Below are 25,893 nucleotides of genomic sequence, written 5' to 3' on the forward strand. Positions count from 1 at the left end.
AGTCATGGCGCGTCGGAAGAGAGGGGCAGCACGGAGGCCGGCGCCGCAGCGCAGCAGCCGGGGTCACGCAGGGCCTCGGCGTTGGCCGCCAGGCGCTGCAGCAGCTCGACCAGGGTCTGCCACTCGGCCTCGCTGAAGCCGGTCAGGTGGCGGTTCAGCACATCGGCCAGCACGCCGGGCACCACCTCGGCCTGGCGCCGGCCCTCGTCGGTGAGCTCGACCAGCACGACGCGGCGGTCCGTCAGCGAGCGCACGCGCCGCACCAGCGCCTTGGCCTCCAGGCGGTCGAGCGCCCGGGTGACCGCGGCCGGGTCGAGCTGCAGCTCGCGCGCCAGCGTGGCCACCGGGCTCGGGCCGGAGCGGGTGAGCTTGTACAGCGGCAGCCACTGCGCGTGCGTGAGGTCGTGCTGCACCAAGTGGCGGTCTACCTGGGCGGCGATGGAGGTGAGCGCACGCCGCATCAGGTAGCCGATGCTCTGCTCGGGGCGCAGCGTGTCCGGCTGGTAGAACGAGCACGCGGACGAGCCGGCAGGCGGCGACGGGTCGGAGGAAGGGGTCGGAACAGGGTCCATCGGTCGGATAATAATTGATCAGTCAATGAATGCTCAGACAAACATTGAATAGGCTCATAATTTCCTGGGAGTTTCCGGGCGGCAGTGATCCGGTCACGGCGGCTGCCTACACTCGCGCCCCATGGCATCCACCTCCTCGACGCTGGCCTCGACCCTGAGCGCCGCCGGCTCCGACCCCGCACCCGGGCGGCGCCCGGTGCGCTCGCTCAGCGGGCTGTTCCCCTTCCTGCGGCCCTACCGCGGCGTGATCGTGCTGGCCGGGCTGTTCCTGGTGCTGGCGGCGCTGGCCACGCTGGTGTTCCCGCTGGCGCTGCGCGCGCTGATCGACGAGGGCCTGGTCGCCACCGACCCCGGCGCGCGGGTGATGGCGCTGCGCGGGCACTTCCTGGCGCTGTTCGCGGTGGGGGCGGCGCTGGGCGTGTTCTCGGCGGCGCGCTTCTACGTGGTGAGCTGGCTGGGCGAGCGCGTCACCGCCGACCTGCGCAACGCCGTCTACGGCCACGTGGTGCAGCAAAGCCCCGAGTTCTTCGAGACCACCCGCAGCGGCGAGGTGCTCTCGCGCCTGACCACCGACACCACGCTGGTGCAGACCGTCGTCGGCTCCAGCCTGAGCATGGGCCTGCGCAACGCGGTGATGGGCCTGGGCGCGCTGGTGATGCTGGTGATCACCAACCCGACGGTGATGACGCAGGTGCTGGGCATCCTGGTGCTGGTGGTGCTGCCCAGCCTGTTCATCGGGCGGCGCGTGCGCAAGCTCAGCCGCGCCAGCCAGGACCGCGTGGCCGACTCCAGCGCGATCGCCGCCGAGGTGCTCAACGCCATCCCCGTGGTGCAGAGCTACACCCAGGAGCGGCGTGAGGCGCAGCGCTTCGCCGCGTCGACCGAGCACGCCTTCGAGACCGCCCGGCGGCGCACGCGGGTGCGCGCCTTCCTGGTCGCCTTCATCATCAGCGCCACCTTCGGCGCGCTGCTCTGGGGCCTGTACCAGGGCACCCAGGCGGTGATCCACGGCGAGATCAGCGCCGGCCACCTGGGCCAGACGGTCGTCTACGTCATCCTGCTGGTCAGCAGCGTGGCGGTCCTGTCGGAGGTCTACGGCGACCTGCTGCGCGCCGCCGGCGCCACCGAGCGGCTGATGGAGCTGCTCGCCAGCCGCTCGCCGGTGGCCGAGCCGGCCGCGCCGGTGGCGCTGCCGCCGGTGCGCGGCGGCTCGGCGCTGCGGCTGGCGGGGGTGCGCTTCCACTACCCGAGCCGCCCGGACCGCGCCGCGCTGGACGACATCGACCTGACGGTGCGCCCCGGCGAGACGGTGGCGCTGGTGGGCCCCAGCGGCGCGGGCAAGAGCACCGTGTTCCAGCTGCTGCTGCGCTTCTACGACGCGCAGGCCGGCGCGATCGAGCTCGACGGCGTGCCGGTGGGCGCGACCTCGCTGGCCGCGCTGCGCCAGCGCATCGGCATCGTGCCGCAGGACAGCACGATCTTCTCCGCCGATGCGATGGAGAACATCCGCTACGGCCGGCCCGACGCCAGCGACGACGAAGTGGTCGCGGCCGCCCGCGCCGCCTTCGCGCACGACTTCCTCAGCGCGCTGCCGCAGGGCTACCGCACCTTCCTCGGCGAGCGCGGCGTGCGCCTGTCGGGCGGGCAGCGCCAGCGCATCGCCATCGCCCGCGCGATGCTGAAGAACCCGCCGCTGCTGCTGCTCGACGAGGCCACCAGCGCACTGGACGCCGAGAGCGAGCGCATGGTGCAGGCCGCGCTGGAGGCGGCGATGGCCGGGCGCACGACGCTGGTGATCGCCCACCGCCTGGCCACGGTGCAGCGCGCCGACCGCATCGTGGTGCTGGATCAGGGCCGCATCGTCGAGCAGGGCACCCACGCCGACCTGGTGGCGCGCGGCGGGCTGTACGCCCGTCTGGCCGCCATGCAGTTCGACGTGCCGCAGCTACAGCCGGACGCCAGCTCGGCCGATAGGTAACAGAGGAGGCGGCCGCCGGTGTATCGTTGTTGGCCAGCATCCTTCCCAGACCGATGAGCGCTCCCCACCTCGACCAGCAGATCGACGCCCGCCGCGAGCCACGCTATACCGTGGCCTGGCGTGCGCGCATCGAGCTGCCCGACGGCCGCCAGTACGACGCCAAGGTGCGCGACATCTCTGAGAACGGCATCGGCCTGCAGTCCGACTACTGCGCGCAGGCCCGCAGCAACCTGCAGCTGACCCTGGGCGTGCCGGACCTGGAAGACCCCACCCACGTGCTGGCGGTGCCGGCCACGCTCAAGGTGATGTTCGTCGTCATGCAGGGCCACGACTTCCGCATCGGCGGCGTGTGGGCCAACATCGGCCCGCAAGCGCAGCACTTCCTGCACCAGTGGGTGCGCCGGCTGCGCCTGGGAGCCTGATTCGCGTTGCATCAAGGCCGGTCGCCGGGACACTGCCGGGGTCGGGCAACGCTGACCTGCATCAAGGGCACAGCCCCCTTCAAGCCCATACTGGTTCACGTATCGTGAATCACGCGGACGGGCAACATGAGCAGCTCTCCGGTCGTGCGCGAGGGCTTCCGCGCCGACTTTCGCAGGGTCTTCGTCGATCCCTGGTCCCCCTATCTCGGCGCGGTACTGCTGGTCATGGTGGTGCTCGGGCTGATGGTCAACGGGGCCATCTGGGGTGTCTTCGGTGGCGTCAAGTACTGGGGTGACCGGATCAACGCCCTGCTCGGGCTCGGGCCACTGCTGGGCCTGCCTGGGGAGTTCGACGGGTTCCTGACCCACCGCATGTCGTTGATGAACACGGCGCTGGTGCTCGGCGCCTTCGCGGCCGCGCTGCTGTCTGCCCAGTTCCGGCCGCAGCGTGCTCCCAGACTCGAATACGTCTGGGCGGTGCTGGGCGGCGGCCTGATGGGCATTGGCGCCGCACTCGCCGGTGGCTGCACGACCGGCGGGTTCTTCAACCCGGTGATGTACGCCTCTCCCGCCGGTTGGGTGATGGGCATCGGACTGCTGGCGGGCGCAGCCCTCGGCATGAAGCTGCTTCTCTGGGCGATCGAGCACATCGAATGGGGCACGGCACCCCCACAGGCCACGTCCCTGTCGGCCGGCACGGTGCGGGCCATGCCCTGGTTCGGCATCGCCGTGGTGGCGGGTGTGCTGGCCTGGGCGGTTGGCTGGTACCAGAGCGGCGATGCGGCTCTGGTGACGCGCGCCGCCATCGTGCTGGGTGGCTTCGCGATCGGGTTCGTGCTGCATCGTTCGCGCCTGTGCTTTGCGCGGGCCTTCCGGGAACCCTTCGTGACCGCCGAGGGCGAGATGACCAAGGCCGTGATCCTGGCCCTGGCGATTGCGATGCCGATGGCGGCCTTGCTGTTCCACAAGAAGGTGATCGACCCCTACCTGGCCATCCCCGCCACGTTCTGGGTGGGTTCGCTGCTGGGCGGCCTGATCTTCGGCATCGGCATGGTCTTTGGCGGCGGCTGTGCGTCGGGTTCGCTCTGGCGCATGGGGGAGGGGCACGTCAAGCTGTGGGTGACGCTGCTGTCCTTCGCCTGGATCGGCTCGATCGCGAGCGCATTGTTCAAGAAGGCCGGCTGGACGGCGATCGACGAGACCAACCTGGAAACCTTCGAGGTCACCGGGGTGGGCTTCCAGGCCTACTGGCCCGATCTGATCGGAGGTTGGGGGCCGACGTTGCTCGTCGGAGCACTCGCCCTGGCGGTCTGGTACGGCCTCGTTCGATACAACGAATCCACGGAGCGATTCACGCTGCTGTGAGCGAGTCAACGGGCTCGCCCGGTCCTGGCCGGCAGGCGAACTGAACGGCCGGCAGGCGGGTGGGCACACCCATCTGGTTCGAGGAGAAACCCATGAAGTTGGCATCCATCAGACTGCATTCGCTGCCGCCGGGACGGGGCTACCAGGCCCTCGTGTCGACCGCCCTGCTCACACTGGCCTTCCTGCCGGGCTGCGCCTGGAGCGCAGCTGCCGCGGCCGGCCAGCCCAGGGAAGGCTGGTACCCGCGCCTCATCGAGTTTGCACAGGTGCGCGAGAACGTCGACATCCCACCGAAGAAGGGTGTGCTGCTGGTCGACTCGCGACCCGCGGCTCGGCAGTTCGACCCGGGCCACATCCCCGGCGCGATCAACATCCCGGACACGCAGTTCGAGAAGCTCGTGCAGAAGCTGCCGGAGGACAGGGCCACGCAGCTGATCTTCTACTGCGGCGGGCTGGAATGCATGCTCAGTCACAACTCGGCCTTCAAGGCCGAGAAGCTGGGCTATTCGCAGATCCGCGTCTACGCGGCCGGCATGCCCGACTGGAAGGCCAACGGCGGCACCGTGGCGATCTCGATGGCACAGGTCAGGAAGCTGATCGAGGAAAAGGCCGCCCACACCCTGATCGACGCCCGGCCGAAGCGGGTGGCCGACAAGGGCATGATCCCCACGGCCATCAACATCCCGGACACGGAGTTCGACAGGAACGTCGACAAGCTGCCCGCCGACAAGTCGACGCTGCTGGTCTATTACTGCGGCGGCCTGGAATGCGTGCTGTCCGAGAAGTCGGCCGACAAGGCACGCAAGCTGGGCTACACCAATGTCGTGACCTATCCCGAGGGCTACCCCGAATGGGAGAAGGCCCACGGCGCAGCGGTAGCCGGACCGTCCGCAGCCGCCATGGGCGGTGCAGCCCCGGCGGCCACCGCTGCAACGCTGCAACCGGGCAAGGAGAAGGGCTCGGTGAGCGTGGCATCGTTCCAGCAGGTCTGGCGTGAGGCGCCGACGTCGCTCATGCTCGTGGACGTGCGAGACCCGAAGGAATTTGCGGCGGGTGCCGCCAGGGGATCGGTCAACCTCCCGATCAACGACCTCGAGAAGAAGGCCGACAGCCTGCCGGCCGACAAGCCGGTGGTGTTCATCTGCGGGACGGGCGCGCGTTCCGGCGAGGCCTATGACCTGGTCAAGATGCTGCGCCCGCAGTTGAAGGCCTTCTTCCTGGACGCCGACACGAAGTTCGCCGCCGACGGCAGCGTCACGATCAGCGAGAAGAAGTGACCCCGGGCCCGCCCGGCATGCATCGCACAGGAGTGTCCAGATGAACCACCGCCCCACCACCGCAGCAGCAGCCGCCGCCGCGCTCGTCGCACTGCTGGCCCTGCCGATCACCCTCCAGGCCTACGAGGCCGACTGGAAGCGCGGTCGCATCTACTACCGCAGCGTCTGCACATCCTGCCACGTGACGCTGCCCGTCGGCTCGATCGCACCGAGCACCCGGCTCAAGGCCGGTTGGACGGCCTATCTCGCCGCCGACAAGCACGCCAAGGGCAAGGACACGGTCAGCCAGTACTGGAGCAAGGCCTACCGGACCAGCATCAAGGCCGGCAACAAGGCGGCCGAGAAATTCATCGACGTGCCGGACCAGGAGCTTCAGGAGGATCTGCGGGCCTTCCTGATGAAGGGCGCCAAGGACGGCGACGCGCCCGCCAGCTGCAACTGAGGCACAGCGACGGCGCGACGGCGGACCGCTGAACGTGGCTGACCAGGTGCCGGCAGAGGCCGGACCTGGCCTCCTACAATGCGACCCCTCCCGCCCATGGCCGCCTGTGCGGCCGCATCAGCACGTCATGTCCGAGCCATCCGCCACGCGCCCCGTGCGCTCCCAGTACGAGGACTTCCTGCGCCATGTCTGGATGCACGGCGTGGCCAAGGGCGACCGCACCGGCACCGGCACGCGCAGCGTGTTCGGCCACCAGATGCGCTTCGACCTGAATGAAGGCTTCCCGCTGGTGACGACCAAGAAGGTCTTCCTCAAGGCCATCATCGTCGAGCTGCTGTGGTTCCTGCAGGGCGGGCGCAACGTGAAGTGGCTGCAGGAGCGCGGCTGCACCATCTGGGACGAATGGGCCCGCGCGGACGGTGACCTCGGCCCGGTCTACGGCGTGCAGTGGCGCAACTGGCCGACGCCGGACGGCGGCCACATCGACCAGATCAGCGAGGTGGTGAAGCAGCTGCGGACCAACCCCGACTCGCGCCGCATCATCGTCAGCGCCTGGAACGTGGCCGACTTGGACCAGATGGCGCTGATGCCCTGCCACGCCTTCTTCCAGTTCTACGTCACCCCCGCCACCGCACCTGCCGGACAACCAGGCGGGCGTGGCAGGCTGAGCTGCCAGCTGTATCAGCGCAGCGCGGATATCTTCCTGGGCGTGCCCTTCAACATCGCCAGCTACGCGCTGCTCACCCACATGCTGGCGCAGCAGTGCGACCTGGACCTGGGCGACTTCATCTGGACCGGCGGCGACTGCCACATCTACGACAACCACCACGAGCAGGTGGTGACGCAGCTGGCGCGCGAGCCGCTGCCCTACCCCACGCTGCAGATCCGGCGCCGGCCGGCGTCGATCTTCAACTACGTCTACGAGGACTTCGAGCTGCTCGACTACCGCCACCACCCCGCCATCAAGGCGCCGGTGGCGGTCTGACCGGCCGATCTGCGGTCACAGGTCGCACCCATGCTGCAACGCCGCCAGCTCGGCATGCTGGTGCTGCTCACGCTGATGTGGGGCACCAACTGGCCGATGATGAAGTTCTCGCTGCGCGAGCTCACGCCGCTGTGGTTCCGCGCCCTCACGATGGGCGGTGGCGCCCTCGCGCTGGCGCTGTACTTCTCCTGGCGTGGCCAGAGCCTGCGCCTGCCGCGCAGCGAGTGGACGCGGGTGCTCTGGCTGGCGCTGCCCAACATCATCGGCTGGCACTTCTTCTCCATCCTGGGGTTGAAGGAGCTGGCCTCCGGGCGGGCGTCGATCCTCGGCTTCACGATGCCGGTGTGGACGGTGCTGATCGGCGTGCTGCTGGGCATGGAGCGGCTGGGCCCGCGGGTGCTGCTGTCGCTGGTGGCGGCCATCGCTGCGGTGGGGCTGCTGTCCTTCCATGAACTGAGCCGCCTGGCCGGACGTCCGCTGGGCGTGGCCTGGATGCAGCTGGCCGCGCTCGGCTGGGCCGCCGGCACGGTGATGATGCGCCGCACCCGCAGCACCCTGCCCACCGAGGTGGTGACGGTGTGGATGCTGGTCTTCGGCGCGCTGTTCTTCTGGATCGCCGCGCCGCTGGCCGAACCGGTGCCGGACGTGACGCGCTTCTCGCCCGCCATGTGGGGCTCGCTGGTCTGGGGCGTGTTCCTGAACTACGGCTACGCCCAGGTGCTCTGGTTCAGCCTGGCACGCAACCTGCCGCCCAGCGCCAGCGCCTTCTCGATCATGGCGGTGCCGCTGGTGGGCATCGCCACGGCCACCGCCATCGTCGGCGAGGTGCCGCACCTGAACGACTGGCTGGCCGCCGCCTGCATCATGACCGCCATCGCCAGCGCCCTGATCCGCCGTGCGCCTCCCGCTCCGGTCCCCGCCCCTGCGCCGGCCCCGGCGCCACAGGACCGCCAGCCATGACCCGGACCCGGACCCGCCTCATCCTGATCGCCGCCGTCGCGCGCGGCGGCGCCATCGGCCGCGGCAACGCCCTGCCCTGGCACCTGCCCGAGGACCTGAAGCACTTCCGCACCAGCACCCAGGGCGCGCCGGTGATCATGGGGCGGCGCACCTGGGAGTCGCTACCGCCGCGCTTTCGGCCCCTGCCAGGGCGCACGAACATCGTCGTCACCCGCGATGCCGCCTGGCAGGCCGAGGGCGCCCTGCGTGCGGGCAACCTGGAGGACGCGCGCGCCGCGGCGGGTCCGGCGCCACGCGCCTTCGTGATCGGCGGCGGCGAGCTCTACCGTGCCGCGCTGCCGCTGGCCGACGAGCTGCTGCTGACCGAGCTGGACCTGGACGTGCCCGATGCGGACGTGTTCTTCCCGGACTGGCGCACCGCCGGATTCGAGGAAGTCACACGCGAACGGCATCATGCGGCCCCGCCGAATCGCTTCGACTTCGCCTTCGTCACCTACCGACGCAACCCCTCCAACGCCCCGCAAGGAATCTGAGCATGTCCGGACACGGCTTTCACGTCCACGGCCCCCACGACCACGAACTGGAGCACGCCGCACACCACGCGGACAAGGACCGCTTCGCCGGCACCATCGCGGTGATGACCGCGATCCTGGCCACCATCGGCGCGCTGTTCTCCTACATGGGCGGCGCCACCCAGGCCAACGCCGGGCTGTACAAGAACAACGCCGCGATCAAGAAGACCGAGGCCTCCAACCAGTGGAACTACTACCAGGCCAAGAGCGGCAAGCAGAACCTGGCCGAGCTGGCACTGGTGCTGGTGACCGAGGACAAGAAGGAGCAGTACAAGTCCGAGATCGAGCGCTACAAGAAGGAAAAGGGCGAGATCAAGGCCGCCGCCGACAAGCTCGAAGCCGAAGCCAAGGACTGGGACAAGCAGAGTGACGACCAGATGCACCTGCACCACCGCTGGGCGCAGGCCACCACCGCGCTGCAGATCTCGATCGCCATGGCCGCCATGGCCCTGCTGACCCGCCGCAAGTGGCTGGAGTGGGGCATGTTCGGCCTGGCCGGCATCGGCATTGCGCTGGGTGGCGCGGCGCTGATGCACATCTGAGCCCCGCTCATACTGGCGGGGAGGGTCCGAGCCGTCCCGGTCAGCGCCCCAGCGGCGCCACGCCGAACAGCCAGGCGTGGGCCCAGAACGCCAACACCGCCCAGGCCAGCGTGCCGATGACCAGGGCAACCAGGTCCTTGGCGCCGTTGCCCGGCGCGTAGGGGGTGCCGGCAGCCCGGTCGCGCCCACGGGCGCTGCGGAAATCCAGCACCGCCCAGAGCAGGAAGCTGCCGAACAGCAGCAGGTCCGCCAGCCGCCCGTTGGCCAGCAGGTGCGCCGCGGCCCAGAGCTTGACTCCCAGCAGCATCGGGTGGTGCAGCTTCGCCTTGATGCGCGTGCCCGGCACGTAGGCCGCCACCAACAGGATGAAGGCCGGCCACACCAGCAGCACGGCGAGGTGGCGGGTCCACAGCGGTGGCAACCAGAGATCGACCGGCGCGGTGCGGGCCTGCGCATAGCCCCAGACGATCAGCCCCAGCCCGAGCGCACTGGCCAGCGAGTAGCGCCCCTTCCAGGGGTTCTCGCCGAGCCGGGCGATCTGCCGCTCCCGCCAGTCAGGCGCAACGATGCGCACGGAATGCGCCCCCAGGAAGATCGCCAAGCCCAGGACCAAGGCCACCATGCCCGCCATACGGTCACCTCTCGTGACAAACCATCGATGGGCGCAGTATCGGGGAAGTCGGCCTGCCCAGCCGGCCGCGGGCCTCAGTTCACCCGGATCGAGCTCAGCTCCTCGCCCGCCGGGTCGGTGACGTGCACCGCGCAGGCGATGCAGGGATCGAAGCTATGGATGGTGCGCTGGATCTCCAGCGGCTGCTTGGGGTCGTGCAGCTGGTGGCGGTCCATCAGCGCCGCCTCGTAGGCGCCCGGCTGGCCGGTGGCATCGCGCGGGCCGGCGTTCCAGGTGCTGGGCACCACCGCCTGGTAGTTGGCGATCTTCTGGTCGCGGATGACGATGTAGTGCGCCAGTGCGCCGCGCGGCGCCTCCATGAAGCCCACACCCTTCGCCTCGGCGGGCCAAGTCTTCGGATCCCACAGCGCGGTGTTGTGCACCGAGGCATCGCCGGCCTTCAGGTTGGCCTGCAGCTGGTCGAGCCAGCTCATCATCTGGTCGGCGAAGATCTTCGACTCCAGCGTGCGCGCCGCGGTGCGCCCCAGTGTGGAGAACATCGCCGTCAGCGGCAGGTCCAGCGCCTTGAGCGCCTGGTCGGCCAGCGCCTTGGTCGGCTCGTGGCCCTTGGCATAGAGCGTCAGCACGCGCGCCAGCGGGCCGACCTCCACCGCCTTGCCGCGCCAGCGCGGCGACTTCAGCCAGGAGTAGCTGCCCGCCACATCGAGCTGCTCGTAGGGCGGCTTCGGCCCGGTGTAGTGCAGCGTGGTCTCGCCGTCGTAGGGGTGCAGGCCCTTGTCCTTGCCGCCGGCGTAGTCGTACCAGGAGTGGCTCACGAACTCCTGCACCTGTGCCGGGTCGCGCAGGTCCACCGGCTCGAAGCGGGTCAGGTCGCGGTTGAGGATCACACCGGAGGGGATGAACATCGACGCCGGGTCGTCCATGCCCTTGGACGGGAAGTCCCCCACCGTCATGAAGTTGCCCAGGCCCTCGCCGCGGGCGAACCAGTCCTTGTAGAAGCCGGCGATGGCCAGCGTGTCGGGCACGTAGACCTGGTCCACGAAGGTCTGCATCGAGCGGATGATGGCGCGGATGTCCGCCAGCGTGCTCACGTTCAGCGCGGTGGCCGCGCTGCCCTGGCTGCCCGGGCCCGCGCTGAAGGGGCTGGGCGAGCCGCCGACCAGGAAGTTGGGGTGCGGGTTCTTGCCGCCGAAGATGGCGTGCAGCTTCACCACGTCACGCTGCCAGGCCAGCGCCTCCAGGTAGTGCGCCACGGCCATCAGGTTGGCCTCGGGCGGCAGCTGGTAGGCGGGATGGCCCCAGTAGCCGTTGGCGAAGATGCCCAGCTGGCCGCTCTCGACGAATTGCTTGATGCGCTTTTGCGTATCGGCGAAGTAGCCCGGGCTGGACTTGGGCCAGCTGGAGATCGACTGCGCCAGAGCCGAGGTGGCCTTGGGGTCCGCCTTGAGCGCCGAGACCACGTCCACCCAGTCCAGCGCATGCAGGTGGTAGAAGTGCATGACGTGGTCGTGCACATGCTGCGCGGCGATCATCAGGTTGCGGATCAGCTGCGCGTTGGCCGGGATGGACCACTTCAGTGCGTCCTCCACCGAGCGCACCGACGCGATGCCGTGCACCAGCGTGCACACGCCGCAGATGCGCTGCGCGAAGGCCCAGGCCTCGCGCGGGTCGCGGCCCTGCAGGATGATCTCGATGCCGCGCACCATCGTGCCCGAGCTCCAGGCGCCGGTGATGGCGCCCTCGGCGGAGGTCTCGGCCTCGATGCGCAGGTGGCCTTCGATGCGGGTGATGGGGTCGACGACGACACGTTTATTCATGATTTCATTCCACCAGGTTGTCGGCGACCAGTTCCAGCAGGCTCTCGACCTTCTTGTTCCAGTGCGCCTGCTTGGCGCCCATCTCCAGCGTGATGCGGCACTGGCCGCAGCTGGTGACGAAGCGCTCGGCGCCGGTGGCCTCCACCTGCGCCCGCTTGATCTCGAAGACCTTGTGGCGCAGCGGTGCGGCGCGCTGGTTGGACACCACCCCGCCGCCGCCGCCACAGCAGTAGCCGAGCAGGCCGTGGTCCTTGAGCTCGCGCAGGTCGAAGCCCAGCGCCGCGACGACCCGCCGCGCCGCCTCCTCCAGCCCGCCCCGGCGCACGATCTGGCAGGGGTCGTGGAAGGTGGCGGTCGCAGCGATCGACTTGACCTGGATCGTGCCGGCGCGGAGCTGCTCGTCCAGGTACTCGGTCATGTGGATCACACGCACCGGCAGCGCCCGGCCGTACCACTTGGCGGCCTCCCAGCGCGCCGCGCCGTAGGCATGGCCGCACTCGGGTAGCAGCACGGTGTGCGCACCGATCTTCACCGCGGTGTCGATCAGGGCGCGCGTGAGCCGCTCCTGCAGCTCCATGTCGCCGTTGTTGAAGCCGATGTTGCTGGCGTCGAAGCCGCCCTGGTGCATCGTCCAGCTCTGGCCGGTCTTCTGGCGCACCTGGTTGAGGATCTTCGCCGCGGCCGCCAGGGCCTTGGTGTGGTCGCCCAGCTCGGCCGGCGCGGCGGTGACCAGCACGTCGGCGCGCTCCAGATCGCAGGGGATCGGCACGCCGTGCTCCTCGGCCACCTCGGCCAGGATGTCCGGCAGGTCCTCGGCCGGCGTCGCGGGGCTGCCCCACTGGCGGGCGGTGCGGTCCATCAGGGCCAGGCGCTCGGGGATCAGCCCGGCCTTGAACATGCCGTGGCGGGCCTCCTTGACCAGCTCGGCGATGTCGATGCCCATCGGGCAGACCATCGTGCAGCGCCCGCACATCGAGCAGGAGTCGTAGATCAGCTCCTGCCACTGCTGCAGCTCGGCGATGCTGGGTGCCTTCACCAGGCCCAGCGCACGCACCAGCGGCGCGAAGGGCGAGGCCTCGCGGAAGTAGGCGCGGCGGAAGAGCTCCAGCTTGTAGATCGGCGTGTGCTTGGCCTCGCCCGAGGCGGCGTGGAAGTGGCAGGCCTCGGCGCACAGGCCGCAGCGCACGCAGCTCTCCATGTGCAGCGCCGCGGTGACGCCGAACTCGCGCACGAAGCTCCGCATCGCGGCATCGACGCGGGCCTGGTCAGACTGGCTGCCCTGCTGGTCATAGTTCGGCTTGACCGCTGGCTTGGCCGCAACGGGAACGGAAGTGACAGAAGTGACGGGGGCGCTCATGCCTTGACTCCCCGGTGGCTGAAGCGCAGGCCGGTGGCACCGCGCGAGAGGGCAAACAGGAAGGCGTGCATCAGCTTGCCGAACGGGAACCAGATCAGCAGCGCGGCGATGCTCAGCAGGTGCAGCGCCAGCAGCGTCTCGTAGCGCCCGCCGATCGGGTTGGCCGCCAGCAGGCCGGTCAGCACGGGCAGGAAGGTCACCGCCCAGCTCAGGTAGTCGCCCGCATGGGACAGCAGCCGCTGCACCGGGTTCGTCATGCGCCGCACCAGCACCGCCAGCAGCGAGGCGAAGGTGATGGCGCCGACGACGGCCACCAGGTTGGTCGGCAGCGCCGGCCAGGTCAGCCCGAACACCTCCTGGAAGAACAGGATGTGCGGACCGAGGCCAAAGACCACGATGGCCAGACCGAGGTGGAAGACGTAGCTGTTGATCGTGACGAACAGCGTGGCCGGCATGAACTCGCGGCGCGGCCACATGCGGCGCACGATGGTGCGCGCCGCACCCAGCCAGCCGGGCGGGGCGCCCTCGCGGGCCGGCGAGAGATCCCGCATTCGCGGCAGCAGCAGCACGCCGACGAGGCGCCAGAGCACACCGAAGACGAACACGATCATTGCGAACTCGAGTGCGGGTCCGCGGGCGAAATCGAGCAGTTCGAGGGGCGTCCAGTCCATCATTCACTCCTGCGTCGGCTCGGTCGATCCGGTCTGGCCGGCACGCTGGCGGGCAATCACCGCGGCACCGGCCCCCAGCACGGTGCCGCCCGCCGCCGCGATGCCGATCACGCGGCCGCGTTTCTTCGTCGGTGCCGGCAGCGGCTGGTAGATGCCGCCACGGTCCCAGAACCTGGGCTCCGAGCAGCCGATGCAGCCGTGGCCGGACTGGATCGGGAAGGAGGTGCCGCCGTTCCACTTCAGCGAGGCGCAGGCGTTGTAGGTCACCGGGCCCTTGCAGCCCAGCTCGTACAGGCACCAGCCGCGGCGCGCACCCTCGTCGTCGAAGCCCTTGGCGAACTGGCCCCGGTTGTAGTACGGGCGGCGGTAGCAGCGGTCGTGGATGGTTTCGCCGAAGAAGGCCTTCGGCCGGCCCAGCGCATCCAGCTCCGGCAGCTTGCCGAAGGACAGGAAGTGCGTCAGCGTGCCGGCCATGGCCTGCGGCATCGGCGGGCAGCCGGGGATGTTCACCACCGGCTTGCCCTTCACCAGCTGCGCGATCGGCACCGCGCCGGTCGGGTTGGGCCGCGCCTCGGGCAGGCCGCCATAGGCCGCGCAGGTGCCCACCGCGATCACCGCGGCGGCGTGCTCCACCGTCTCGGCCAGCATCGCGGCGTTCGTCATGCCGGCGATCACCGAGTAGATGCCGCCCTCGCCCAGTGGCACCGAGCCGTCCACCACCACGATGTACTTGCCGGCGTGCGTCTTCATGGCCGCATGGCGGGCCGCCTCGGCCGCTTCGCCGCTGACCGCCTGCAGCGTGTGGTGGTAGTCCAGCGAGATGAAGTCGAAGATCAGGTCTTCCAGGCTGGGGCTGAACGAGCGCGTGAGTGACTCGGTGCAGCCGGTGCACTCCTGGAAGGACAGCCAGATCACCGACTGGCGCGTGGCCTTCTCCAACCCCTGCGCCATCGCGGCCGCCTCCCTGGGCGACAGGCCCATCAGGCTGGCCGTGCAGGCGGCGTACTGCAGCAGGCTGCGCCGCGTCATGCCGCGCGTGCGCAGGTGCTCGCCCAGCGTCTGCGCGGGCAGACCCAATCCGATCGATTCAGGCTTCATGTGCAACCTCCTGCAGCGCCGGGCACACCGGGGCTGCGACACCTTCATCCGAGTTCACATCCGAATTCACATCCGTGCCTGCGTGGTCCGATCCCGAAGACCCCGGCAGCGCCCAGCGGGCCACCAGCGCCTCGACCGCAGCCACCAGCACCGGCAGCGCGGCGGCCACCGCGGGCGTCGGCTCCAGGCCCAGCGCGGTGCTGGCCGGCTCCACCGCCACCAGCGCTCGCCGCGGCGGCAGCCGGCCGCCCAGCGCGGCGGCGCCCATCAGGTCGGCCAGCGCCAGCTCGTGCGCACTCTGCTTGCGCCCGCCGAGCTGCTCGTCCATGTCCAGGCCCTCGAAGACCTGCACCGTGCCTGGCGCGGCGCCGAAGCGGGCGGCATCCACCACCACCAGGGCATCGGCGTCCTCGATCTCGGGCAGCAGGCTCAGGCCCAGCGTGCCGCCGTCGCGCCAGCTCACGCCCGGGCACTCGCCGTGGCGCTGCACGAACTGCTCGATGACGATCGGGCCGGCCGCGTCATCGCCCAGCAGTCGGTTGCCCAATCCCAGCACCAGCAGCATCGTGGTCTCCATCCGGTGCCCGCCACGCCGAGCGTGAAGGCCTCACGCACTCTGCGAACACAAACGGACGGTAGGCCGCGCCCACAGCTCGTTACTTGAGCTACGTCAAGGCCGGAAATCCATTCACACTACCCTGATGGAGTACCCCGCGGCGTATGCAGACAGATCCGCCCAGGGCCTCGACAATCAGCGGATGTGCATGGCTTTCCCGATGCAGGTGATCGCGGTTGACGGGCTGACTGCCCGCTGTGAGGCGCGCGGCGCCGAGCGCCAGGTGAGCCTCTGGGCGCTGCTGGACGACCTGCCTGCGCCGGGCGACCACCTCATGGTGCACCTCGACCGCGCCGTGCAGCGCCTCAGTGCCGAGGAGGCCGCCGCCGTCTGGGCCACGCTGGACGAGATCCAGGCGGTGCTGGATGGGGTGGGCGCATCGCCCCCGCCGTGAGGCAGTGCCTGGCCGAGGCGGCCCTGGTCCCTTACCCGTGCTGGATGGCGATCGTCTTGATGGTGGTGAAGCTGCGCAGGCCCTCGAAGGCCTTCTCGCGGCCGTGGCCGGAGTGCTTCATGCCGCCGAAGGGCAGCTCGATGCCGCCACCGGCCCCGTAGTTGTTGACGAAGACCTGGCCCGCCTCGATGCGCTGGGCCAGCCGCAGCGCGCGGCCGCCGTCGCGCGTCCAGACCGCGGCGGTCAGGCCGTAGGGGGTGGCGTTGGCGAGCTCGGCGGCCTCGTCCTCGCCATCGAAGGCGAAGGCGGCCAGCACCGGGCCGAACACCTCCTCCTGCGCCAGCGCGCTGGCCGGGTCGACGTTGCCCATCAGCATCGGCGGGAACCAGAAGCCGCCCGCCGGCGCATCGTCACGCAGCCGGCCCTGGGCCAGCACCTGGGCACCCAGGCTGCCGGCGGTGGCCACCTTCTCCTGCACGCGGTGGAGCTGGCGGCGGCTGATCAGCGGGCCGCAGTCGGGGCCATCCAGGCCGCGGCCGGTGGTCAGGGCGGCAAAGCGCTCGACCAGGCGGGCGACCACCTGCGGGTAGATCGAGCGCTCGATCAGCACCCGGCTGCCGGCCGCGCAGGTCTGCCCGGCGTTCTGCACGATGGCGTTGACCACCACCGGCAGCGCCGCCTCCAGGTCAGCGTCGGCGAACAGCAGCTGGGGCGACTTGCCGCCCAGCTCCAGCGTCACCGGCACGTGGTTGACGGCCGCGGCCTGCGACACCGCGGTGCCGGTGCCCGGCGAGCCGGTGAAGGAGAGGTGGTTGATGCCAGGGTGCCCGGCCAGGGCTGCGCCGGCCTCCGCGCCCAGGCCGCAGACCACGTTCAGCGCGCCGGGCGGCAGGCCGGCCTCCAGCGCCAGCGCCGAGATGCGCAGCGGCGTCAGGCAGGCGTCCTCGGCCGGCTTGACGACGCAGGCGTTGCCCGCGGCCAGTGCGCCACCGACGGTGCGGCCGAAGATCTGCGCCGGGTAGTTCCACGGGATGATGTGGCCGGTCACGCCATGCGGCACCCGCATCGCGATGACGGTGCTGCCGGCGGCGTAGGGGATCGACTCGCCGTGCAGCTTGTCGGCCGCGCCGCCGTAGTACTCGAAGTAGCGCGCGCAGGCGTTGATGTCCACGCGCGCCTGGGCGATCGGCTTGCCGGTGTCGCGGCTTTCCAGCTCGGCCAGCTCGGCGTGGTGCTGCAGGATCAGCGCGGCGAGCCGGCTCAGCACCCGCCCGCGCTCGGTGGCGGTGCAGCGGCCCCAGGCGCCGCGGAAGGCGCCGCGCGCGGCGGCCACGGCGGCATCGACATCGCGGGCATCGCTGCGCGGCAGCGTGGTCAGCGGCGAGCCGTCGGAGGGGTCGAGCACGTCGAGCGTCAGGCCGCTGGCGGCCGGGCTGTGCTCACCGGCGATGAGGTTGAGCTGAGGGGCAAGGACGGTCATCGGGGCACCCGGCGGGTCGAGACAGGACCAGCCAGTATGCCCCGGCCAGGGCACTCAATCGTCGTCGTGGTAGCGGGCGTGGTAGCGGTCAAGCGAGTCGAGCGGCTTGAGCCGGCCGCCGCCGCTGGGCATCACCGCGCCGCCGCCGTTGCCGTCGCCGGCCCCCTGGCGGACGCTCGCCGTGGGCAGCAGGCCGTTGGGCGCCTGCTGCCATTCCCAGGCGCCATAGCCCAGCACCGCCAGCAGCAGCACGATGGCCAGCCAAGTGTGGTTGCGCCGCGCCAGGTCGGGGCCGCTGCCCTCGGTGCGGCCGGTGAGCATCGGCTGCGCCAGGTTGCGGCGGCGCAGCCCGCTCAGCACGGCGAGCAGGGCCAGGTGACCCAGCACCAGCAGCAGGAAGAACTGGCCGGCGGCCTCATGCACCTCCTCCAGCCAGTCACCGCCCCACTCGTCGTAGGTGGCCCAGCCGCTGAGCACCAGCGGCACCACCGCCCCCAGCAGCGCGGCGATGAAGACGCCCATCAGCAGGTTCTGGCCCTGGCGCCAGTGCGCCGCGGTGGGCGCGTTGCCCTGCAGCGTGGCGCGCACCCAGCCCGGCACACCGGTGAGCCGGCGCCACAGGGTGCTCAGCCGCGCCTGGCGCGGGCCGACCAGGCCGTAGACAACGCGAAAGCCCAGCAGCCCGGCCATCGTCCAGCCCAGCGTGATGTGCAGGGCGCGCCAGTGCTCGGACTCCCCGGTCAGGTAGGCGCCGGTGAAGCTCAGCGCAAACAGCCAGTGGAACATGCGCGTGGGCGCGTCGACCACCCGGCGGGTGCGGGCAGCGGCGGCGGGCAGGGCCGCATCGGCCGTGGCGCCGAAGGAAGGCGTGTTGCTCATGGGAAGGTCCTCCAGGAAGCGGGGAAGTCAGCGCGTCAGTCGTGCCACATCCAGCGCTGGCGCTGGGTCAGGCCGGCCGGGTAGCGCAGTTCGTCGTCGTCATAGCGGCCCTGGTCGGCCCCGCCGTGGCAGGCGGCGCAGTTGGCGGCGCTCTTGACGCTGGGCAGCGCCCAGACGGCCGGCTCGATGCGGCGGTGCTTGCGCTCGAACCAGGCCGCGCGGGTGATGCGGTCCTGCGGCGGCACCTCGCTGACGCGCTTGTAGGTGCCGGCGTTGGCCTGCAGCCACTGGCTGAGCTGCGCCACGGTGGCAGGGTCGAGCGAGGCGTCGCTGCCATAGTGCTGCTTGAGCCCGCCCATCAGGCGCTGCCAGGACGCCGCCGGCAGCAGCGCCGGCGGGTAGGCGGTGTGGCAGGAGGCGCACTCCTGCACGTAGGACGGCGGCATGTTGCGCGGCAGCAGCGGTCCATGGTCGGCCCAGGCGCTGGCCAGGGGGGTCAGGGCAGCCGCGGCACCGACCCACAGCCGGGTGAACGAGGACATCAGGGGGGTCATGGGAAGGTCCTTTCCAGTTCCGCTCAGGGCTTGAGGCTGTTGAGCCAGGCCAGCACGTCGGCCTTCTCGCCGGGGCTGCACTCGCGCTTGAGCACGTCGTTGCAGTTGCGGCGGAACCACTTGTCGACGCGGGCGCTGTCGGTGAAGGCCATCGGGTTGAAGGCGGGCGCCAGCGGCTTGATGAGCTTGCCGGTGTTGGCGTGCTTGCCCTGCGCCGTCGGCGGGTTGCCGTGGCAGGAGGCGCAGGACCACTCGCCGCCCTGGCGGCTGGTGAAGAAGACGCGCCCCCGCTCGGCATCGGCCGGCGCCTTGGCCTCGGCGCTGAAGCGGGCCTGCTGCGCGGCGGGGCTGGTGTCGGCAGCCCAGGCAGAAACGGAGAGGGAGACGGAAGCGCACAGCGCCAGGCCGGTGGCCAGCAGCGTGGCGCGCAGCGTCGGGACGGTGGCGCGGCGGGCGCGGCGGGCGCGGTTCAGGAGGAAGGACATGGTGGCATCCGGTGATGAGGCAGACCTCGGTGGGTCGATGCAGCGCATTCTTCGCGGGGGCGCTTGAACCGAACCTGAAGGCGGCGTTCATCCGCCATTCAGCTTCGCGGCCGCACAATGACCGGCCATGTCGGCGCCATTCCTCCCTGCCCTGCCCCACCGCGCGGCCCGCGCCAGCCGGGCGGGGACGCTGGTGGTGAATCTGGTGGCAAAGCTGGTGGTGAGCGGCCTGCTGGGCCTGGCCGGTCTGCTGCCGGCACTGCCGGCCAGCGCCCACGGCGACGACGACCACGAGCGTGCCCGTGCCGCCCTGCGGGCCGGCGAGGTGCTGCCACTGGCCACGCTGCTGGAGCGGCTGCAGCGCAGCCACCCCGGCCGGGTGCTGGAGGTGGAGCTGGAGCGCGACGACGGCCGCTGGGTCTACGAGGTCAAACTGCTGCGCGCCGACGGCCAGCTGCTCAAGCTCGCGCTGGACGCACGCAACGGCGACCTGCTCTCGCAGCGCAGCAAGGGTGGGCGCGCCGGAGAACACCGCGAAGGCACACGCCCATGAGGATCCTGCTGGTCGAAGACGAGCCCACCCTGCGCGCCGCCCTGCGCCGCAGCCTGGAAGACGCCGGCTACGTCGTCGACGAGGCCGACAACGGCCGTGACGCCTGGCACCTGGGCGAGACCGAGCCCTTGGACGCCGTGGTGCTCGACCTGGGCCTGCCGCAGCTCGACGGCCTGACCGTGCTGCAGCGCTGGCGCGAGGCCGGGCACGCCATGCCGGTGCTGATCCTGACCGCCCGCGACGGCTGGCACGAGAAGGTGGCCGGCATCGACGCCGGCGCCGACGACTACCTGACCAAACCCTTCCACACCGAGGAGCTGCTGGCCCGGTTGCGCGCGCTGATCCGCCGGGCGCAGGGGCTGGGCTCGCCGCTGCTGCGCTGCGGCGCGATCACCCTGGACACGCGCAGCGGCCGCGTCACGCTGGGCGGCGAGCCGATCACGCTGACCAGCCACGAGTACCGCCTGCTGGCCTACCTGATGCACCGGCCCGGGCAGGTGGTCTCGCGCAGCGAGCTGACCGAGCACCTCTACGCCCAGGACCACGACCGCGACTCCAACACCATCGAGGTCTTCGTCGGCCGACTGCGCCGCAAGCTGCCGGCCGACGCGATCGAGACCGTGCGCGGCCTGGGCTACCGGCTCCAGGGTGGCGCATGAAACGTCCCGGGCTGCGCGATGCGCTGCTTCATTCGCTGCGCTGGCGGTTGCTGACGGCCACGCTGGTGGCGCTGCTGATCGCCCTGCTGCTGGCAGGCGGCCTGCTGGCCGGGCTGTTCCGCGACCACGTGCTGCGCCAGTTCGGCACGGCGCTGACGGCCCAGCTCGACCAGGTCACCGCCCGGCTCGACATCGACGCCGCCGGCCAGCCGCGGCTGGACCCCGCCGGCCTGAGCGACCCACGCTGGTCGCACCCTTATGGCGGGCTGTACTGGCAGGTCGACCGCGTCACCGCCCACGGCGCACCGGGCAGCCAGCGCGGCGTGCTGCGCTCCCGCTCGCTCTGGGACAGCGAGCTGCAGGCCCCCGCGGATGCCATCGCCGACGGCACGGTCCACCTGCACGAGGTGGCTGGCCCGGGCGGCGCCCGGCTGCTGCTGGCCGAACGCAGCGTGCGCAACGGCTCGGCCGAGCCATCCGTCCCCTCCCCTGCCGATGCCACCCCAGCGAACGGCCGGCCCGTCTGGCGCCTGATGGTGGCGGCCGACCTGGCCGAGACCGAGCAGGCGATCACCCGCTTCAACGGCACCCTGGCCGGCTCGCTCGCCGTCCTGCTGGGGCTGCTCTGCGCCGCGGCCGTCGCCCAGGTGGCCGTCGGCCTGGCACCGCTGCGCAGCCTGCAGCGCGCGCTGGCGGCGGTGCACGCCGGCCAGTCCCCGCGGCTGGTCGGGCGCTTCCCCAGCGAGGTGCAGCCGCTGATCGACGACTTCAACGCGGTGCTGGACCTCCACGCCCAGCGCGTGGCCCGGGCGCGCACCCAGGCCGGCGACCTGGCCCATGCGGTCAAGACCCCGCTGGCGGTGCTCGCACAGGCCGCCACGGCCGCGCGGACCGAACCTGCCGCGGCGGCCGAGCTGCCGGCGCTGGTCACCCAGCAGGTGGAGCTGGCGCGCCGCCAGGTGGACCGCCACCTCGCCCGCGCCCGCGCCGCCGCGTCCCCCGGCCTGCCCGGCAGCCACTGCGCCGTCGCGCCGCTGCTGCACGGGCTGCTGCGGGTGATGGACCGCGTGCACGCCGAGCGGCACCTGGACCTCGACGGCGGGGACATCGCCCCGGGCCTGGCCTTTGCCGGCGATGCGCAGGACCTGCAGGAGATGCTCGGCAACCTGCTGGACAACGCCTGCAAGTGGGCACGCACGGGCGTGGCGGTACGCGCCTCGCTCGAACCCGGGCCGGCCGGCGCGCGGCTGCGGCTGCAGGTCGATGACGACGGCCCCGGCATCCCGCCCGAGCGGCGTGCCGAGGTGATGGCACGCGGCGCCCGCCTGGACGAATCGGTGCCCGGCAGCGGGCTGGGGCTGGCGATCGTGCAGGAGCTGGCGCAGCTCTACGGCGGGCAGCTGACGCTGGCGCCATCCCCCAGCGGCGGCCTGCGCGTCACGCTGGACCTGCCGGGCGCGCGGGCCTGACGCCCAGCACTGCCCCTGGGTGATCGCCCACGGCCCTTCAGGGCGCCGGGCCGACCGAGCTGCCGCCGACGAACACCGGCTGACGCAGCACCTGCTGTGGGGGCGCATCGGGCTGGCGAATCACCCGCAGCAGCATGTCGGCCAGGGTTCGGCCCGCTTCGTGGGCCGTCGGCTGCTCGATCGCCGCAACGCTCTGGCCCACCAGCAGGGTGTCGGGCGGCACACCGTCGTAGACGATCACCGAGATGTCGCGGCCGATCTCCACCCGCTGGTCCAGCAGCGCGCGCACCACACCGATGCCGCAGAGGTTGTCGTCGACGAAGATCGCGGTCGGCCGCGGTGAGAGGGCCAGCAGGCATTGGGCGGCCTCATAGCCGGCGCGGCGCGACAGGCCGGTCTCGATCACGGCCTCGGCGCGCACCGGCAGACCGGCCTCGCTCAGTGCGCGCAGAAACCCGGCTCGGCGCTGCGCGGCGAAATTAAGGTGCTGCGGCGCCAGAACACAGGCGATGTCCCGGTGGCCCAGGCGCACCAGTTCCCGCACGGCCATCGCACCGCCGGCCTCGTTGTCGAAGTCGAACCAGGAAAAGTCGTCGCAGCGGCCGGTGCGGCCGTAGGCGACGAAGGGAAAGCCGGCGGTACGCAGGTAGTCGATGCGCGCGTCCTCGACCTGCGTGCGCGCCACGATCACGCCGTCGACCCGACCGCCACGCAGGAGGCGGTCGTAGGTGCGCAGCTCGGCGTGGGAACGGGCAGAAGCGATCAGCAGATCCATGTCCTCGGCTTCGAGCCGCTCGGACATGCCCTCGACGACGAAGAGGAAGTTGGGGTCACCCAGGTCTCCCGCCTCCAGCGGGTAGACGATGCCCACCGCATCGGCCTGACCACGAGCCAGGCGGCGGGCCGCCGAGTTGGGCTGGTAGCCCAGCTCCTGGGCCATCTGCGCGACGCGCTCGCGCGTCTTCGCGCTGACGTCGGTGTAGCCGTTGAGCGCGCGGCTCACCGTGGTCTGCGACAGGCCGAGGCGTGCGGACAGTTGCTTCAGATCGATCGACACGGCGTTCCACCCGGTTTGCATCTGCAGGAAACGCGGGGATTGTCTCAAACCCACCCCTTCAGCCGCGCCCGTGCCGTCAGGGTCATGGGTGCCGTGCCCACTGCCGTCGCAGGCCCTGCCAAGCTCACGCGCTGGCCACGCGGGTGAGGTAGAGGCGTGCCTCCCAGGGGCGCAGCAGCGACTCGGGCGCTGGCTCGCCGGAAGGGAGCAGCCCCCCAAGGTTGCCCAGCAGCAGCTCGGCAGCGTCACGTGCCAGCGCGGCAGGCCAGTTGAAAGCCTGCGCCTCGGCGCTGAAATTGCACAGCACCAGCAGCACCTGGTCGCCCAAGGTGCGGGTGTAGACGTCGAGCTGGCGGTGCTCGGGCAGCAGCTGGGCGTAGCGCCCATGCACAAACACCGGATAGCGCCGCCGCAGCTCGATGAGCCGGCGGTAGTGGTGGAACACCGAGTCCGGGTCGGCGTAGGCCTGCTCGGCATTGATCTCGACGCTGTTGGGGTTGACGCCGATCCAGGGTGTGCCGCCGGTGAAGCCGGCCTGCGGACCGGCCGTCCACTGCATTGGCGTGCGGGCGTTGTCACGGCCCTTGCGGCGGATCGCGGCCAGGGTCTGCGCTGGGCTCTCGCCGCGCTGGATGACCGCCTCGCGGTAGAAGTTCAGCGTTTCGATGTCCCGGCAGTCGTCGATCGAGGCGAAGGGCAGGTTCGTCATGCCCAGCTCCTCCCCCTGGTAGACGTAGGGCGTGCCCTGCATCCCGTGCAGGAAGATCGCCAGCATCTTGGCCGACTCGACCCGGTAGCGCCCGTCATCGCCGAAGCGCGACACCGGGCGTGGCTGGTCGTGGTTGGACAGATACAGGCTGTTCCAGCCCTGGCCGGCCAGCGCCTCCTGCCAGCGCGTCATGGTGGCTTTCAGGTCACGCAGGTCGAGCGGCTTGAAGGCCCACTTGCCGCCGACCGTCCCCCCGACGGAATCGAGGTCCATGTGCTCGAACTGGAACAGCATGTTGAGCGCACCGGTCTCGGGGTTCGTCAGCTCGCGGCCCTGCGTGATGGTGGCCAGCGGCGCCTCGCCGACGGTGATGGTGTCGTAGTGGTCCAGCACCTGCTCGCGCATCTCGCGCAGGAACTCCAGCAGGCGCGGACCGTTGCAGGTCATCGGGAAGCTGGGCTGCAGGAAGCCCTCGCGCACGACGGGCGCATCCGGCAGGCTGCCGTCGGCGTTCCACGGCTTCGAGATCATGTTGATCACGTCCATGCGGAAGCCGTCGACGCCCTTGTCGAGCCAGAAGCGCATGACGTCGTAGACCTCGGCCCGCAGCGCCGGGTTCTCCCAGTTCAGGTCCGGCTGCTTGCGGCTGAACATGTGCAGGTAGTACTCGCCGGTCGGCTCGTTCCATTCCCACACCGAGCCGTTGAAGGCGGCCTCCCAGTTGGTGGGCGGCGAGCCGTCCGGCTTGGGGTCGCGCCAGATGTAGTGGTCGTGGTACGGGTTGTCACGGCTGGAGCGGGCCTGGCGGAACCACTCGTGCTCGTCGGAGCTGTGGTTGACGACCAGATCCATCATCAGCTTGATGCCCCGCGCGTGCATGCCGGCCAGCATCGCGTCGAAGTCGGCCATCGTGCCGAACTCGGGGGCGACATTGCGGTAGTCGCTGATGTCGTAGCCGTTGTCGTCCTGCGGCGAGGCGTAGATCGGTGACAGCCAGACCACGTCGACCCCGAGTTGCTGCAGGTGATCGAGCCGGCTGGTGATGCCCGGCAGATCGCCGATGCCATCCCCATTGGTGTCCTGGAAGCTGCGCGGGTAGATCTGGTAGACAACGGACTGCTTCCACCAGTCGTGGCGCGGGTTCATGGTCTGGTTCACGGTCTGGTTCATGCTCGGGCTCCAGTTCGTCTCGGCTCAGGTCGGCAGCTCGACGGTGCGGGAGAAGGCCAGGCCGGCGGCGTCGAACAGGTGGCACTGCTCGGGGCGCAGGCGCAGCGTCACGCGGTCGCCGGCCGTGTTGCCCGCATAGCCCTCGACACGCAGCGTGACCATCGGCAGGTCCTTCGCCACGTCGAGGTAGAGCATCGACGCCTCGCCCAGGCGCTCCATCTGGCGCACCGAGGTGTGCAGCGCCGAGCCGGGCCCGTCCTCGCCGGCCAGCAGATGCTCCGGGCGGATGCCCAGCGACACCGCCTCGCCCGCCTTGGCGCGGCGCGCGTCCACCGCGACGGTGACCTGCTCGCCATGCACCTCGACGACCGCATGCGTGGCCTCGGCCCGCACCAGCCGGCCGGGCAGGATGTTCATCTTCGGCGAGCCGATGAACTCGGCGACGAAGAGGTTCTGCGGCCGGTGATAGAGGTCCATCGGCGAGCCGAACTGCGCCACGCTGCCGTGGTCCTGCACGCCCTGGCCGGCGCGCAGCAGCACGATCTTGTCGGCCAGCGTCATGGCCTCGACCTGGTCGTGCGTCACGTAGATCATGCTGGCGGTGCCGATGTCGTGGTGCAGCTTGGCGATTTCCAGGCGGGTCTGCACGCGCAGTGCGGCGTCCAGGTTGGACAGCGGCTCGTCGAAGAGGAAGACGTCCGGCTCCTTGACGATGGCCCGGCCGATCGCGACGCGCTGACGCTGCCCCCCCGACAGCTGCTTGGGCAGGCGCTCCAGCAGTGGCGTGAGCTGCAGGATGTCGGCGGCCTTCTTGACCTTCTTCTCGATCGTGAGCTTGTCGGCGCCGAACACGCGCAGGCCGAAGGCCATGTTCTCTGCCACCGTCATGTGCGGGTACAGCGCGTAGCTCTGGAACACCATCGCGACGCCGCGTTTGGCCGGTTCCAGCTCGTTGACCACCCGCCCGCCGATCGACAGCTCGCCCGAGGTGATGCTCTCAAGCCCAGCGACCATGCGCAGCAGCGTGGACTTGCCACAGCCCGAGGGGCCGACGAAGACGCAGAACTCGCCTTGGGCGATGCTGATGTTGGCGTCCTTGATGGTGTAGGGCAGGTTGGGCGCGTAGCGCTTGCAGACGCTCTTGAAGTCGATGCGGGACATGGCAGGCTCGATCTTTCG

General features: G+C 70.6%; 27 protein-coding genes. 13 read left to right on the forward strand and 14 right to left on the reverse strand.

The window, feature by feature from the left end; all coding sequences use genetic code 11:
• Positions 1–2 precede the first annotated feature (2 nt).
• Positions 3–572 carry a MarR family winged helix-turn-helix transcriptional regulator gene (locus tag NGK70_RS21740; protein WP_251970550.1) on the reverse strand — a complete coding sequence of 190 codons (570 nt, stop codon included), beginning with the start codon at positions 570–572 and terminating at the stop codon, positions 3–5.
• A 121-nt stretch (positions 573–693) separates the two neighbouring features.
• Between NGK70_RS21740 and NGK70_RS21745 the strand changes: the two genes are divergently transcribed.
• The 9 genes from NGK70_RS21745 to NGK70_RS21785 all read left to right on the forward strand — a co-directional run bounded on the left by NGK70_RS21745 (position 694) and on the right by NGK70_RS21785 (position 9,115).
• On the forward strand, positions 694–2,550 hold the full coding sequence (locus NGK70_RS21745) for an ABC transporter transmembrane domain-containing protein (protein ID WP_251970551.1): 1,857 nt from the start codon (positions 694–696) through the stop codon (positions 2,548–2,550).
• Between the two features lie 53 nt (positions 2,551–2,603).
• Complete coding sequence (locus NGK70_RS21750; protein WP_251970552.1) at positions 2,604–2,972, forward strand: PilZ domain-containing protein; 369 nt, start codon at positions 2,604–2,606, stop codon at positions 2,970–2,972.
• A gap of 126 nt (positions 2,973–3,098) precedes the next feature.
• Positions 3,099–4,337, forward strand: a complete 1,239-nt coding sequence (locus tag NGK70_RS21755) for a YeeE/YedE thiosulfate transporter family protein (protein WP_251970553.1) — start codon at positions 3,099–3,101, stop codon at positions 4,335–4,337.
• A 92-nt stretch (positions 4,338–4,429) separates the two neighbouring features.
• Complete coding sequence (locus tag NGK70_RS21760) at positions 4,430–5,614, forward strand: rhodanese-like domain-containing protein (protein WP_251970554.1); 1,185 nt, start codon at positions 4,430–4,432, stop codon at positions 5,612–5,614.
• Positions 5,615–5,654: 40 nt separating this feature from the next.
• Entirely contained in the window at positions 5,655–6,056 is a 402-nt protein-coding gene (locus NGK70_RS21765) for a hypothetical protein (protein ID WP_251970555.1), read from the forward strand.
• A gap of 127 nt (positions 6,057–6,183) precedes the next feature.
• Positions 6,184–7,041 carry a thymidylate synthase gene (locus NGK70_RS21770; protein WP_251970556.1) on the forward strand — a complete coding sequence of 286 codons (858 nt, stop codon included), beginning with the start codon at positions 6,184–6,186 and terminating at the stop codon, positions 7,039–7,041.
• Positions 7,042–7,071: 30 nt separating this feature from the next.
• Entirely contained in the window at positions 7,072–8,001 is a 930-nt protein-coding gene (locus NGK70_RS21775) for a DMT family transporter (protein ID WP_251970557.1), read from the forward strand.
• Positions 7,998–8,534 carry a dihydrofolate reductase gene (locus tag NGK70_RS21780; protein WP_251970558.1) on the forward strand — a complete coding sequence of 179 codons (537 nt, stop codon included), beginning with the start codon at positions 7,998–8,000 and terminating at the stop codon, positions 8,532–8,534. The genes NGK70_RS21775 and NGK70_RS21780 overlap by 4 nt, the downstream gene beginning before the upstream one ends.
• Before the next feature lie 2 nt (positions 8,535–8,536).
• Positions 8,537–9,115, forward strand: a complete 579-nt coding sequence (locus NGK70_RS21785) for a DUF4337 domain-containing protein (protein ID WP_251970559.1) — start codon at positions 8,537–8,539, stop codon at positions 9,113–9,115.
• A 40-nt stretch (positions 9,116–9,155) separates the two neighbouring features.
• Here NGK70_RS21785 and NGK70_RS21790 read toward each other — a convergent pair whose 3' ends face one another.
• The 6 genes from NGK70_RS21790 to NGK70_RS21815 form a co-directional block, all read right to left on the reverse strand.
• The gene (locus NGK70_RS21790; RefSeq protein ID WP_251970560.1) at positions 9,156–9,737 is read right to left on the reverse strand and encodes an NnrU family protein; all 582 of its coding nucleotides are present in this window, start codon (positions 9,735–9,737) and stop codon (positions 9,156–9,158) included.
• Between the two features lie 83 nt (positions 9,738–9,820).
• Entirely contained in the window at positions 9,821–11,563 is a 1,743-nt protein-coding gene (locus NGK70_RS21795; protein ID WP_251970561.1) for a nickel-dependent hydrogenase large subunit, read from the reverse strand.
• A 4-nt stretch (positions 11,564–11,567) separates the two neighbouring features.
• A complete protein-coding gene (locus tag NGK70_RS21800; protein ID WP_251970562.1) occupies positions 11,568–12,920 on the reverse strand; it encodes a (Fe-S)-binding protein in 1,353 nt (450 codons plus the stop codon).
• Positions 12,917–13,591 (reverse strand): nitrate reductase, encoded by a 675-nt coding sequence (locus tag NGK70_RS21805; RefSeq protein ID WP_251970563.1) that lies wholly within the window; start codon positions 13,589–13,591, stop codon positions 12,917–12,919. The genes NGK70_RS21800 and NGK70_RS21805 overlap by 4 nt, the downstream gene beginning before the upstream one ends.
• Before the next feature lie 3 nt (positions 13,592–13,594).
• Positions 13,595–14,689 carry a hydrogenase small subunit gene (locus tag NGK70_RS21810; protein ID WP_251970564.1) on the reverse strand — a complete coding sequence of 365 codons (1,095 nt, stop codon included), beginning with the start codon at positions 14,687–14,689 and terminating at the stop codon, positions 13,595–13,597.
• Positions 14,679–15,266, reverse strand: coding sequence for a hydrogenase maturation protease (locus NGK70_RS21815; RefSeq protein ID WP_251970565.1), 588 nt, complete (start codon positions 15,264–15,266; stop codon positions 14,679–14,681). The genes NGK70_RS21810 and NGK70_RS21815 overlap by 11 nt, the downstream gene beginning before the upstream one ends.
• A gap of 187 nt (positions 15,267–15,453) precedes the next feature.
• Here NGK70_RS21815 and NGK70_RS21820 point away from each other — a divergent pair, with 187 nt between their 5' ends.
• The gene (locus NGK70_RS21820; protein WP_251970566.1) at positions 15,454–15,699 is read left to right on the forward strand and encodes a HypC/HybG/HupF family hydrogenase formation chaperone; all 246 of its coding nucleotides are present in this window, start codon (positions 15,454–15,456) and stop codon (positions 15,697–15,699) included.
• Between the two features lie 31 nt (positions 15,700–15,730).
• Here the strand turns inward: NGK70_RS21820 and NGK70_RS21825 are convergent, their stop codons facing one another.
• Genes NGK70_RS21825 through NGK70_RS21840 form a run of 4 tightly spaced genes read right to left on the reverse strand, consistent with a single transcriptional unit; the run spans position 15,731 to position 19,097 of the window.
• Entirely contained in the window at positions 15,731–17,179 is a 1,449-nt protein-coding gene (locus NGK70_RS21825; protein ID WP_251970567.1) for an aldehyde dehydrogenase family protein, read from the reverse strand.
• 54 nt (positions 17,180–17,233) lie between these two features.
• Positions 17,234–18,058, reverse strand: a complete 825-nt coding sequence (locus NGK70_RS21830; protein WP_251970568.1) for a cytochrome b/b6 domain-containing protein — start codon at positions 18,056–18,058, stop codon at positions 17,234–17,236.
• 35 nt (positions 18,059–18,093) lie between these two features.
• Positions 18,094–18,612 (reverse strand): diheme cytochrome c, encoded by a 519-nt coding sequence (locus tag NGK70_RS21835; protein WP_428985546.1) that lies wholly within the window; start codon positions 18,610–18,612, stop codon positions 18,094–18,096.
• 23 nt (positions 18,613–18,635) lie between these two features.
• Positions 18,636–19,097, reverse strand: a complete 462-nt coding sequence (locus NGK70_RS21840) for a DUF1924 domain-containing protein (protein WP_251970569.1) — start codon at positions 19,095–19,097, stop codon at positions 18,636–18,638.
• Positions 19,098–19,224: 127 nt separating this feature from the next.
• On the opposite strand from NGK70_RS21840, the gene NGK70_RS21845 reads away from it, so the two are divergent.
• Genes NGK70_RS21845 through NGK70_RS21855 form a run of 3 tightly spaced genes read left to right on the forward strand, consistent with a single transcriptional unit; the run spans position 19,225 to position 21,778 of the window.
• Entirely contained in the window at positions 19,225–19,650 is a 426-nt protein-coding gene (locus NGK70_RS21845; protein ID WP_251970570.1) for a PepSY domain-containing protein, read from the forward strand.
• Positions 19,647–20,309, forward strand: coding sequence for a response regulator transcription factor (locus tag NGK70_RS21850; RefSeq protein WP_251970571.1), 663 nt, complete (start codon positions 19,647–19,649; stop codon positions 20,307–20,309). Before NGK70_RS21845 ends, NGK70_RS21850 begins: the two co-directional genes overlap by 4 nt.
• Complete coding sequence (locus tag NGK70_RS21855) at positions 20,306–21,778, forward strand: sensor histidine kinase (protein ID WP_251970572.1); 1,473 nt, start codon at positions 20,306–20,308, stop codon at positions 21,776–21,778. Before NGK70_RS21850 ends, NGK70_RS21855 begins: the two co-directional genes overlap by 4 nt.
• 37 nt (positions 21,779–21,815) lie before the next feature.
• Here the strand turns inward: NGK70_RS21855 and NGK70_RS21860 are convergent, their stop codons facing one another.
• The 3 genes from NGK70_RS21860 to NGK70_RS21870 all read right to left on the reverse strand — a co-directional run bounded on the left by NGK70_RS21860 (position 21,816) and on the right by NGK70_RS21870 (position 25,875).
• Positions 21,816–22,835 (reverse strand): substrate-binding domain-containing protein, encoded by a 1,020-nt coding sequence (locus NGK70_RS21860; protein ID WP_251970573.1) that lies wholly within the window; start codon positions 22,833–22,835, stop codon positions 21,816–21,818.
• A gap of 124 nt (positions 22,836–22,959) precedes the next feature.
• Positions 22,960–24,714, reverse strand: a complete 1,755-nt coding sequence (locus tag NGK70_RS21865) for a glycoside hydrolase family 13 protein (RefSeq protein WP_251970574.1) — start codon at positions 24,712–24,714, stop codon at positions 22,960–22,962.
• Between the two features lie 24 nt (positions 24,715–24,738).
• Positions 24,739–25,875, reverse strand: a complete 1,137-nt coding sequence (locus tag NGK70_RS21870; RefSeq protein ID WP_251970575.1) for an ABC transporter ATP-binding protein — start codon at positions 25,873–25,875, stop codon at positions 24,739–24,741.
• Between the last annotated feature and the right edge of the window lie 18 nt (positions 25,876–25,893).

It is taken from the genome of Sphaerotilus microaerophilus, from assembly GCF_023734135.1.
Lineage (GTDB): Bacteria > Pseudomonadota > Gammaproteobacteria > Burkholderiales > Burkholderiaceae_C > Sphaerotilus > Sphaerotilus microaerophilus.

Coding starts and splice junctions, on each gene's coding strand:
- NGK70_RS21840 (WP_251970569.1), bottom strand. CDS start 19,097: ATGTCCTTCCTCCTGAACCGCGCCCGCCGCGCCCGCCGCGCCACCGTC.
- NGK70_RS21745 (WP_251970551.1), top strand. CDS start 694: ATGGCATCCACCTCCTCGACGCTGGCCTCGACCCTGAGCGCCGCCGGC.
- NGK70_RS21850 (WP_251970571.1), top strand. CDS start 19,647: ATGAGGATCCTGCTGGTCGAAGACGAGCCCACCCTGCGCGCCGCCCTG.
- NGK70_RS21785 (WP_251970559.1), top strand. CDS start 8,537: ATGTCCGGACACGGCTTTCACGTCCACGGCCCCCACGACCACGAACTG.
- NGK70_RS21805 (WP_251970563.1), bottom strand. CDS start 13,591: ATGGACTGGACGCCCCTCGAACTGCTCGATTTCGCCCGCGGACCCGCA.
- NGK70_RS21835 (WP_428985546.1), bottom strand. CDS start 18,612: ATGACCCCCCTGATGTCCTCGTTCACCCGGCTGTGGGTCGGTGCCGCG.
- NGK70_RS21775 (WP_251970557.1), top strand. CDS start 7,072: ATGCTGCAACGCCGCCAGCTCGGCATGCTGGTGCTGCTCACGCTGATG.
- NGK70_RS21820 (WP_251970566.1), top strand. CDS start 15,454: ATGGCTTTCCCGATGCAGGTGATCGCGGTTGACGGGCTGACTGCCCGC.
- NGK70_RS21855 (WP_251970572.1), top strand. CDS start 20,306: ATGAAACGTCCCGGGCTGCGCGATGCGCTGCTTCATTCGCTGCGCTGG.
- NGK70_RS21795 (WP_251970561.1), bottom strand. CDS start 11,563: ATGAATAAACGTGTCGTCGTCGACCCCATCACCCGCATCGAAGGCCAC.
- NGK70_RS21845 (WP_251970570.1), top strand. CDS start 19,225: ATGTCGGCGCCATTCCTCCCTGCCCTGCCCCACCGCGCGGCCCGCGCC.
- NGK70_RS21870 (WP_251970575.1), bottom strand. CDS start 25,875: ATGTCCCGCATCGACTTCAAGAGCGTCTGCAAGCGCTACGCGCCCAAC.
- NGK70_RS21770 (WP_251970556.1), top strand. CDS start 6,184: ATGTCCGAGCCATCCGCCACGCGCCCCGTGCGCTCCCAGTACGAGGAC.
- NGK70_RS21790 (WP_251970560.1), bottom strand. CDS start 9,737: ATGGTGGCCTTGGTCCTGGGCTTGGCGATCTTCCTGGGGGCGCATTCC.
- NGK70_RS21740 (WP_251970550.1), bottom strand. CDS start 572: ATGGACCCTGTTCCGACCCCTTCCTCCGACCCGTCGCCGCCTGCCGGC.
- NGK70_RS21760 (WP_251970554.1), top strand. CDS start 4,430: ATGAAGTTGGCATCCATCAGACTGCATTCGCTGCCGCCGGGACGGGGC.
- NGK70_RS21865 (WP_251970574.1), bottom strand. CDS start 24,714: ATGAACCAGACCGTGAACCAGACCATGAACCCGCGCCACGACTGGTGG.
- NGK70_RS21830 (WP_251970568.1), bottom strand. CDS start 18,058: ATGAGCAACACGCCTTCCTTCGGCGCCACGGCCGATGCGGCCCTGCCC.
- NGK70_RS21815 (WP_251970565.1), bottom strand. CDS start 15,266: ATGGAGACCACGATGCTGCTGGTGCTGGGATTGGGCAACCGACTGCTG.
- NGK70_RS21780 (WP_251970558.1), top strand. CDS start 7,998: ATGACCCGGACCCGGACCCGCCTCATCCTGATCGCCGCCGTCGCGCGC.
- NGK70_RS21810 (WP_251970564.1), bottom strand. CDS start 14,689: ATGAAGCCTGAATCGATCGGATTGGGTCTGCCCGCGCAGACGCTGGGC.
- NGK70_RS21800 (WP_251970562.1), bottom strand. CDS start 12,920: ATGAGCGCCCCCGTCACTTCTGTCACTTCCGTTCCCGTTGCGGCCAAG.
- NGK70_RS21825 (WP_251970567.1), bottom strand. CDS start 17,179: ATGACCGTCCTTGCCCCTCAGCTCAACCTCATCGCCGGTGAGCACAGC.
- NGK70_RS21750 (WP_251970552.1), top strand. CDS start 2,604: ATGAGCGCTCCCCACCTCGACCAGCAGATCGACGCCCGCCGCGAGCCA.
- NGK70_RS21755 (WP_251970553.1), top strand. CDS start 3,099: ATGAGCAGCTCTCCGGTCGTGCGCGAGGGCTTCCGCGCCGACTTTCGC.
- NGK70_RS21765 (WP_251970555.1), top strand. CDS start 5,655: ATGAACCACCGCCCCACCACCGCAGCAGCAGCCGCCGCCGCGCTCGTC.